The following is an 8,600-nucleotide window of genomic DNA, read 5'->3' as shown; positions in this document are numbered from 1 at the left end:
AGCGTAGTCTTGCAGGAAGCGAAGAAGCTGGATTTAAACCAGTATGTGAAATGGCATCCGGGCGGAAGTCTTGGTAAAAGTATCAAAGAGCTGCAAAAATAAACAGGAGGAGCTATGGAAAAATTTAATATTGTAATCGGAACACATGGAAGATTCGGAGAGGAGCTTGTAAACTCTGCGAGAATGATTGCAGGAGCATTGGAAAATGTACAATGCTGTTCTCTGCTTCCGGAATATTCCTTTGAGGACTACATGAAGCTTGCGGATGAAACCATGTGCACCAAGGAAGGCTTTACCATTGTCCTTGTGGATCTGTATGGCGGAACTCCATGCAATGTATTTACCGTCATGAGCAGAAAGTATCACTACCCCGTGCTTACCGGACTGAACCTTCCAATGCTGATCGATCTGTATCTGAAGCTTTCCAATATGGATGAAGCGGATCTCGATGAGGAGGCACTGCTGAGGGAAACGATGGAAACTCTGCAAACCAGCTGTGTTCATACGAATACACAGCTGGAATCCTGAACAAAGCTGTCTGGACAAACCCTGTCATATGAATTATAATTTCCATGAAAGCACTATCATGCAGAAGGGGATATATTATTCTGGTTTACCGTGTGGTACTATTGGCATACAGGGAAGATGTCAGACTTCATGAGAGTTCAACTCTTGCGAAAGGAGAGATCATATGCTGATAGGTGAAGTTTTTGAGGAGTTTATAAATGTCGTTCAGGAAAACAATCGCTATACGATTGGGCTTGTGAATGATAATATGACAGTGACATTATGCAGTAATAAAGCGGAAATCGGACGGCAGATTGATGTAAACCGTCCGGATAAGCACAATGCATTTTTTGAAGTACGTGTAAAGGGACAGGATTTCGGCTTCCTGTGGGTGAGTGGCAATGATGAAAATCTGCCGATGATCAGTAAGCTTTTGAATGAATCCCTTACCGTACGGCTGATGTATGAAATCAATCAGAAAACCTTAAACCAGAAGGTCACTAAGGATGACGAGCTGGTGAAGTATATACTGAATACGGAAAACTTTGATATGAATCATGTGTTAAGCCTTCTGGATGAACTGGAAATAGATAAAAATAAACCAAGGGTGGCGATTTATGTGGTTCATAATGAAGGATTCAATACAAAGGATGTCATGCGATTGAAAATGAAGCCGGACAGTAAGGAAATCATCTATTCTCTGTTGAATAGCAAATGCCTGCTGATCTTCAAGGATTTGCCGGAAACTTGCCAGTCATCGACAGATTTCAAGCCGTTTATACGTGACTATATCCGCAGTCTGCGGGAATGGGAGATGACAGACTGTTATTACTTTGTCGGTTCCATTCAGAAAAAGCTGCGGCAGTATGCAATCAGCTATCAGAATTGTCTATGGCTGAAGAACCATGTAACATACGAGAAGGATGTCCCGGTATTTTTCTCCGATTATCTCTATGACTATTTTCTGTCAAAGGTAGCGGTGGATGATATCAGGGATGTGTTTGATTATTATAGGGAATGCGGAAAAGGTGTCGATATTGAGGAAATGGTGGACATCTGCGATAAACTGTTTGTGAATGATTTCAATCTGACACAAGCCGCAGACGATCTGTTTCTGCATAAAAATACATTGATATATAAGCTTAAGAAATATGAGGAAGTTTTTCAGATAGATGTCCGGGGAAGTTTTCAGGGAAAGGTTCTCTTAATGCTGATATCCTATGCATTGAGAGAATATCAGAAACGAGTTCAAGTAGGTGATGAAGCATGAGTACAAAAATCAAACTTGCACGGATAGACAAACGATTACTGCATGCGACAGTTGCTTTGAACTGGAATCAGTTTATCGATGCAGACAATGTACTGATTGTTGATCCGGATTATGTGAATGATCCATTTATTGCTGATGTAATGCAGCTTTGTCTTCCCAAGACCATGAAAGTTAAAATTTTCTCCATAGAACAATTTCTTGAATATATCAATGAAGGACGCAATATTAAGGCAATGGTTATTTTTCCTAATTTAAGTGTTGCCTGTGATGCAGTGAAAGCGGGTTTCCGTACGAAGGAAATTCAAATGCCGTATCCGGCAAGCCGTATGATGATCAAAAGCCTCTCGGATTATTTCAGTGAAGAAGATATTGAAAAGATCCGTTATATCCAGAGTCAGGGAATCCGTATGTTCTTTCAGACGGCGCCCTTTGACAATAAGGATTACTCGATCTTTAAAAAATAAAGAAAAGAGGACAAATATTTATGTTTGACGGTATTATAACACCAATCGTAACACCGTTTCATCGTGATGAGGAACAGAGTATCAACTATGAAGCGACAAAGCAGCTGATCGATCATTTGATCGCTAAGGGCGTTAAGGGAATCTTCATCCTTGGAAGCAATGGAGAGTTTCATGTGATCGAGGAAGCGGAAAAAATAGAATTTGCCGAAAAGGTGATCGGGATGGTTGACCACCGTGTGCCGGTCTATGTAGGGACAGGGGCATGCAGCACAAAGGAAACCATCCGTCTGTCAAAGAAGATGGAGGAGCTGGGTGCGGATGCTCTGAGTGTCATCACACCGTATTTTCTGACACCGACAGAGGAAGAGCTGGTACAGCATTTCACAGCGGTTGCGGAAAGTGTAAGTATTCCCATCATTCTCTACAACATCCCAAAGGCAACAGGCTGTAACTTAAGCGCAGAGGTCGTGGGACGTCTGGCAGAGGTAGAAAACATTCGCGGTATCAAGGACAGCAGCGGAAAGGAAGAAAATCTGAAGGCATACGCAGAGCTTGCGAAGCGGGATGATTTTGATCTGCTGATCGGTTCGGATTCCAAAATCAGCTATGGCTATGCTTTGGGGGCAAGCGGTGCCGTGGCAGGAACCTCCAATGTGATAACGGAGGTGCTGGTGGAGCTGGACAGGGCACTGCGTAAGGGAGAAACAGAAAAAGCAGAGGAACTGCAGAAGGACATTGATGTACTGCGCGGCGTATTGAAGCTGGGAACGGTACCGGTTGTCATGAAGCGTGCGGCAGAGCTGGCAGGGATTGCGGAAATCGGACCGGCAAGAAAGCCGGTACTGGAATGCAGTGCACAGGATGATGAGAAAATCAAAGAGATGCTGCAGCATTATCATTTATTATAAAAAAGACCTGTATCCTTTTGGGATATGCTTAAATAAGGTTTAAGAAAAGAGGAATTCAAACTATTGGTGTTCATCCATAGATATTGAATTCCTTTTTTAGGATTTGTTTGAAGTGTATTTGGAAATATTTACAAGTTGTAATTTAAAAAGGCATTATCTACAATCAGATTGATTCATATACACTTATAATTGAAAATATGTATATGGATTATAAGTGGAAAGCTGTGAAATATTATCATCTAAGGAGATACCACCTGTAAAATTGTCTATGAGAACATCATCGAAAAGAACTGGGTGTACATACAGCTCAATGATTGATTCACCTGATAATCGCTGCTTATATTTCAAATATTTAGGGATACTTGAAATATAAGAAAGATGCTTTAGACCTGTTGACTGTAATTCAGATTGCAGCCAGGTAGCGTAAATATGATTATATATGTCGTCACTTAGAAAGCTATGATATATGCCGCGAATCGATGTAAATCCATATCGGAGTAAAAGTGGTCTGACAGCAAGCCAGACAGGGAGATCAACAAGCTGATTACAATGTGAATCTATATGCCGGCAGGTAAATCCAAAAGCTATGAACCTTTGAATCTGCGCTTCCAATTCCTTTCGTAATGCAAAGACTTCCTTTTTAAATGCGGGTGATGAGACAGAATCTCTGTATGTATAAAGGGGAGATTTTGTATAAGACTCTTTCCTCATGAATTCAGGTATATAACAGAATTCACCATTTTTTACATATTTTGAATATTGCTTAATATCATCCGTTAAAGGGAATCCCTCGCTCAAATTCAGATGAAGTCCCGTCTTGTCTTGAAAACCATAATTATGTGCAATAGCCGCACCCTCTCTGCTCCCTCTTGAATTAACGATTAGTGTTGTCTGTGTGACATATCCCCGTTCAAAAGCTTTTAGAATACCATAATTGGACTCTTTCGTATGTCCCAGATCATCTGCATTTATAATTATTTTCATACGCATACCTCCTATAGGAATTATAAAAGAAAAGCTGATTGGTATTAGTATATCTTTTTACATGAATTTTGATGAAAAGTAGAACCTATTAAGCCTGAGTAACCGGGCTATAATGAAGACACAAAGAAAGGCGGTGTTGCAGAATGGTCATAACTAGAAACCAGTATATGATATTAAAATTTCTACTATCGAATCAGAACAAGTGCAGTTATTTTCAGCTGCTGAATCAAACAGGCTGTAATAAAGAAGAACTGGATGCAGCACTACACGATTTACAATATAATATGCGCGGGATTCTTCGTATTGAAAAAAAGAAAGAAGTGGTGAAAGCTGAAATTAAGGATAAGGAAAAGCTTTTTGCACTTATGGATAAGAAAGACAATATACTGGACAGAAACATAAAAGAGGAGCGCTATAATCAGATTGTTAACAGACTGATACGATATAAGGATAAAGGGAAAGGGTATGTCAGTCTTGAACGACTTGCTGAGGATTTATTTATCAGCAGAAGTACCTTGATCAAAGATATGAGCGTTGTAAAACATAGTATCAGCGCATACCAGCTATCAATTAAAGGAATTACAAAAAAGGGAATTACAATCAATGGGAATGAAACTAATATCAGGCTGTTTATATTAAATCATTTCTTTCAGCTGTATAGGGACAGTCAAGCTCATCCTGTGTGTTTACATAATAGAATTCTGTATTTAATCGAAGAAATAGCCAATCATTTCATGATAGATCAGCACACAAAGGAAATATTCGAAAGAGTGATTCAGATAACGATAATACGATGCGGTTTCAATCAGCATGTCCTGCAATCCACAGCATATTTTCACAGCTCCTATCAGGAGGATCCACTACTTGTTGAATTAAAAGCCGGTATTTCTGCATTGGTTGAAATCAATGATTATGATTTTGAATTTCTGTGCTTTCCTCTTTATCTTGGTTCGACAAAAAGACCGCGTAATGAAAAAAGTGAAGTGGATCAAATGCTGGAAAATATGCTGGATAGGATTTATACGGAATATCAATTTTATCTGGATAAGGTTTTCATAGATGAGGAAATTAAAAGTCATCTCTCCTATATGATCAATCGCATCCTGTTTCATATGCCGCCGTCTGTATCCATGGATGAGAAAATAGAAGCGAATTATCCATTTGCATATCAAATTTCAAAAAGTGCATGCGATGTGCTTGAACAAAAGCTTCAGGTACATATCAACGCACAGGAAATCGCATATCTGGCATTGTATTTCCAAATGGCGATACAGAAGAAGTACAATGCTTCTAAAAAATTCGGTGTTGTACGTTCCACTGGGAGATCCATTTCGAAATTAGTGGAGGACCGCATTCGACTCATGTTTTATGAAGGCTGTGAATTCATTGAAATAGAAGAGTCGCAAATCAGTGAACTCAATCCGGAAGAAATAAATGCAATCTTCACGCTTAACCCTATATACATAGACAGCAGAATACCGATTATACTTTTATCTAATATTTTTGATTCAGAATACATTGCACATATTGTAAATCAGGGAGAACAGAGAACCTTGCTTGCGAACAGTGATATTGTCTATCATAAAAATATTATCGAAGTGAATGATCGAATACATGCATATAATCAGAATATCGTTGATATACTTGCAAATCTTTACAAGCAGGAGCTTATCAACAAGGAATTCAAAGATGTCATACTTACATTGGATGAAAAAAAATTCAGCTATGTATCAGCTTATATGCCGCATGCAATTCTAAAGGGTCAGAATAAATATCTATTAAGTATGACGCTATATCTTTCCGCAAAGAAAAAGCAGCAGTATCAGCTTATTTGTTTAATTGGAATACCGGAGAATGTACGCGATGGAAAGGAATTTCTAATCGTTCAGATTTATGACTATATTTTTGATATTATCAATCAGTTTTCAGAAGCCTCACAACAAAGAAGCGATTTGAGAACAGTCATTGAGAAATTGGAGAAAGAAGGTAATCTATGAGTTCACGGGATGTAATGGTGATAGCAGGACTATTTGTGGCTGCGTATTTACTGCAGTTCTATTTGTCATATCTGCAAATGAAGCATATAACAAAGCAATATCTTGAATTAACGGATAAATATAAGGGAGAATATTTCATTGGAATGAATCGTAAGAAAAAAATTGGCTGTAATCCTGTTGTGATTCTAGTGACAGATCATAGAAACATGATACAGGAATTCTATATGCTGGACGGTTTGCTTGTAACGGCTAGGATGAAGCGCGTGAATTTGGAAGAGGAGGTGGATATCGCAGAACTTGAACATCATAAGAATTATCTTAAAGGAAAAGTAGGGGAAAAGGGGTTTCGTGCTCTGCAGAATGCTGCTGAGAATATTATGAATTATTGTTAAAGGAGATGAATTTATGGATGTAATTGTTGAATTTGCGGAAGGCTTTATAGGGTTATTTAAAGCCGGAGCGGAAACGCTGGTTGGAAATATCACAGGGATATTACCACTGCTTGCGGTTATTATCACAGTATTAAACGCATTGATGGCTCTGATTGGTGAGGAACGGGTTGCAAAGATTTCTAAATATGCAGGAAAGAGTGTGCTCATACGTTATTCTTTACTGCCTATTGTATTTACCTTTACAATGGGCTCACCCACCAACTTTGCTATGGGAAAACTATTGGATGAGAAATATAAACCGGCATATTGTGATTCTCTGACAGGTATGGGACATCCGTTTACAGGATTATTTCCACACACAAACCCGGCTGAATTGTTTGTATTTCTCGGTGTGGCACAGGGTATAACCAAGCTTGGCTTAGGGACTACGGAATTAGCTGTACGCTATTTGCTGGCTGGAATTCTGTTGGGCTTATGCAGGGGTATTATTACAGAAAAGGTATATAAAATGATGTTGAACAGAAAACGGAAAGCGTTGCATAACGGGGAATAGAAAGGCGGTTGAATGAGTGTATGAATAAATTTATAGATATGGTTTCAAATATAGCAACGAAGTTTGGTAACGGCTTTGGTAATGTAACTGCTGTATTATTTCAAGCAGGAAGAGATACTGTCGATATGATTCTGCATACAGTGCTTCCCTTCATGATTTTTGTATCAGCATTGGTAGGTATTATTTCTACTTCAGGGATAGGAGATATCATAGCGCATTTTCTGACACCGCTTGCCGGTACACTTCCGGGCTTGTTCGTATTATCGTTTATTTGCAGTATGCCGTTTTTGTCACCTATCTTAGGACCGGGAGCTGTAATCGCACAGGTTGTAGGTGTACTTATCGGTACCGAAATCGGAAGTGGTAATATTTCACCACAGCTCTCTCTGCCTGCGCTGTTTGCCATCAACTCACAGGTCGCAGCGGATTTTCTTCCGGTAGCATTAAGTCTGGCGGATGCCGATCCTGAAACGATTGAGATTGGTGTGCCGTCTATTTTAATGGCAAGGGTAGTAACCGGTCCACTGGGAGTGCTTATAGGATATTTACTTTCCATCGGTTTGTATTAAAAGGATTGTAGCGTATAAGAGAAATAAAGCTTTGTAAAATGAGCAGTTAATAATATGTATGCTTGCGTACAGCAAGAGAATGGAGGAAATGATGAACCAGATTATAATTACAAAGGGCAGTGGTGGTTATGGCGGCCCGTTAGTGATTAAGCCTACAGATAAAAAAAATAAAGTGATGTATATAACTGGAGGAAATGAACCGGCTATATTAAAGCGCATTGTTGAACTGACAGGCTTGATTCCTGTTAATGGATTTAAGACGAAGGTTCCGGATGAGGAGATAGCTGTGGCAATCGTAGACTGTGGAGGTGTTGTGCGCTGTGGTGTTTATCCGCAAAAAGGCATTCCAACTGTGAATACTAGAAATACGGGAAAAGCAGGGCCGTTTGCTAAATTCATCACTCCGGAAATATATGTATCTGGAGTTACAAAAGATCATCAGATACAGCTATTGGAGGAGTAAGTGCCTATGGATTTCAAAGTAAATACGAGGGTGAAGGAAGTTGGTTCCGATGCTATAGGCTTTGTAAAAGAAAATATGATACTTTTCTTTGGAGATATGGCACCGGAAGATCTCCGTCAATACTGCTTTATTTTAAATTCACATGAGCTTTATGAAGAAATACAGTCGGGAGATTTACTATTGATTGACGGATATGTATATACGATTGAAGAAGTAGGAAGTGTGGCTAATGAGAATTTCAAAAATCTTGGTCATATTACCTTGCATTTTCAGTATGATGAAAGCGAAATCCTTGGAGGTAGTATTTATTTGAAAGAGCCTTTGACACATGAATTGCATAAGGATTCCATAATCGCTGTAAAATCAGCCAGCATGCAGGATAAATCATAAAGTGAGGAGAAGGGGTATGAAAGTAGTGATAACCCCGAGAGGGTTTGCGAATTACGGTCTGGATCAGGTGGAGCGAATGAAGTCCAAGGGTCTGGAGGTACAT

Annotated in this window: 11 protein-coding genes; 10 read left to right on the top strand and 1 reads right to left on the bottom strand. The window is 39.3% G+C overall.

Translation table 11 applies throughout. The annotated features are described in order from the left end of the window. Window positions 1–114: 114 nt before the first annotated feature. From ACESPQ_RS20725 to dapA, 4 genes are all read left to right on the top strand, one after another. The gene (locus tag ACESPQ_RS20725; RefSeq protein ID WP_002606853.1) at window positions 115–528 is read left to right on the top strand and encodes a PTS sugar transporter subunit IIA; all 414 of its coding nucleotides are present in this window, start codon (window positions 115–117) and stop codon (window positions 526–528) included. 163 nt (window positions 529–691) lie between these two features. Beyond that, window positions 692–1,777: a PucR family transcriptional regulator gene (locus ACESPQ_RS20720; protein ID WP_002606854.1), complete on the top strand. Its 1,086-nt coding sequence runs from the start codon at window positions 692–694 to the stop codon at window positions 1,775–1,777. After that, on the top strand, window positions 1,774–2,241 hold the full coding sequence (locus ACESPQ_RS20715; RefSeq protein ID WP_002606855.1) for a PTS sugar transporter subunit IIB: 468 nt from the start codon (window positions 1,774–1,776) through the stop codon (window positions 2,239–2,241). Before ACESPQ_RS20720 ends, ACESPQ_RS20715 begins: the two co-directional genes overlap by 4 nt. A gap of 20 nt (window positions 2,242–2,261) precedes the next feature. Then, window positions 2,262–3,149 carry a 4-hydroxy-tetrahydrodipicolinate synthase gene (gene dapA, locus ACESPQ_RS20710; protein ID WP_002606856.1) on the top strand — a complete coding sequence of 296 codons (888 nt, stop codon included), beginning with the start codon at window positions 2,262–2,264 and terminating at the stop codon, window positions 3,147–3,149. A gap of 183 nt (window positions 3,150–3,332) precedes the next feature. On the opposite strand, the gene ACESPQ_RS20705 is transcribed toward dapA, so the two are convergent. After that, window positions 3,333–4,133: a ChbG/HpnK family deacetylase gene (locus tag ACESPQ_RS20705; protein ID WP_373144871.1), complete on the bottom strand. Its 801-nt coding sequence runs from the start codon at window positions 4,131–4,133 to the stop codon at window positions 3,333–3,335. Between the two features lie 143 nt (window positions 4,134–4,276). Here ACESPQ_RS20705 and ACESPQ_RS20700 point away from each other — a divergent pair, with 143 nt between their 5' ends. The 6 genes from ACESPQ_RS20700 to ACESPQ_RS20675 all read left to right on the top strand — a co-directional run bounded on the left by ACESPQ_RS20700 (window position 4,277) and on the right by ACESPQ_RS20675 (window position 8,497). Beyond that, window positions 4,277–6,130, top strand: coding sequence for a BglG family transcription antiterminator (locus ACESPQ_RS20700; RefSeq protein ID WP_373144869.1), 1,854 nt, complete (start codon window positions 4,277–4,279; stop codon window positions 6,128–6,130). Further along, a complete protein-coding gene (locus ACESPQ_RS20695; RefSeq protein WP_109771719.1) occupies window positions 6,127–6,522 on the top strand; it encodes a transcriptional regulator GutM in 396 nt (131 codons plus the stop codon). The genes ACESPQ_RS20700 and ACESPQ_RS20695 overlap by 4 nt, the downstream gene beginning before the upstream one ends. Window positions 6,523–6,535: 13 nt before the next feature. Then, window positions 6,536–7,075, top strand: a complete 540-nt coding sequence (gene srlA, locus ACESPQ_RS20690) for a PTS glucitol/sorbitol transporter subunit IIC (protein WP_009270154.1) — start codon at window positions 6,536–6,538, stop codon at window positions 7,073–7,075. A 20-nt stretch (window positions 7,076–7,095) separates the two neighbouring features. Further along, window positions 7,096–7,644, top strand: coding sequence for a PTS glucitol/sorbitol transporter subunit IIB (locus ACESPQ_RS20685; RefSeq protein ID WP_009270155.1), 549 nt, complete (start codon window positions 7,096–7,098; stop codon window positions 7,642–7,644). A gap of 79 nt (window positions 7,645–7,723) precedes the next feature. Next, a complete protein-coding gene (locus ACESPQ_RS20680; protein ID WP_082420149.1) occupies window positions 7,724–8,107 on the top strand; it encodes a PTS sorbose transporter subunit IIB in 384 nt (127 codons plus the stop codon). 6 nt (window positions 8,108–8,113) lie between these two features. After that, entirely contained in the window at window positions 8,114–8,497 is a 384-nt protein-coding gene (locus ACESPQ_RS20675; RefSeq protein ID WP_009270157.1) for a PTS glucitol/sorbitol transporter subunit IIA, read from the top strand. Window positions 8,498–8,600 lie beyond the last annotated feature (103 nt).

This window comes from Clostridium sp. HGF2 (genome assembly GCF_964240115.1).
In the GTDB taxonomy this organism is placed as follows: domain Bacteria; phylum Bacillota_I; class Bacilli_A; order Erysipelotrichales; family Erysipelotrichaceae; genus Clostridium_AQ; species Clostridium_AQ innocuum.
This window is presented reverse-complemented; position numbering and strand designations above follow the sequence as displayed.

What these genes read in the sequence shown, in the direction of transcription:
- ACESPQ_RS20695 (WP_109771719.1), top strand. Translation starts at nt 6,127, where the DNA reads ATGAGTTCACGGGATGTAATGGTGATAGCAGGACTATTTGTGGCTGCG.
- dapA (WP_002606856.1), top strand. Translation starts at nt 2,262, where the DNA reads ATGTTTGACGGTATTATAACACCAATCGTAACACCGTTTCATCGTGAT.
- ACESPQ_RS20725 (WP_002606853.1), top strand. Translation starts at nt 115, where the DNA reads ATGGAAAAATTTAATATTGTAATCGGAACACATGGAAGATTCGGAGAG.
- ACESPQ_RS20705 (WP_373144871.1), bottom strand. Translation starts at nt 4,133, where the DNA reads ATGAAAATAATTATAAATGCAGATGATCTGGGACATACGAAAGAGTCC.
- ACESPQ_RS20715 (WP_002606855.1), top strand. Translation starts at nt 1,774, where the DNA reads ATGAGTACAAAAATCAAACTTGCACGGATAGACAAACGATTACTGCAT.
- ACESPQ_RS20720 (WP_002606854.1), top strand. Translation starts at nt 692, where the DNA reads ATGCTGATAGGTGAAGTTTTTGAGGAGTTTATAAATGTCGTTCAGGAA.
- srlA (WP_009270154.1), top strand. Translation starts at nt 6,536, where the DNA reads ATGGATGTAATTGTTGAATTTGCGGAAGGCTTTATAGGGTTATTTAAA.
- ACESPQ_RS20675 (WP_009270157.1), top strand. Translation starts at nt 8,114, where the DNA reads ATGGATTTCAAAGTAAATACGAGGGTGAAGGAAGTTGGTTCCGATGCT.
- ACESPQ_RS20685 (WP_009270155.1), top strand. Translation starts at nt 7,096, where the DNA reads ATGAATAAATTTATAGATATGGTTTCAAATATAGCAACGAAGTTTGGT.
- ACESPQ_RS20700 (WP_373144869.1), top strand. Translation starts at nt 4,277, where the DNA reads ATGGTCATAACTAGAAACCAGTATATGATATTAAAATTTCTACTATCG.
- ACESPQ_RS20680 (WP_082420149.1), top strand. Translation starts at nt 7,724, where the DNA reads ATGGAGGAAATGATGAACCAGATTATAATTACAAAGGGCAGTGGTGGT.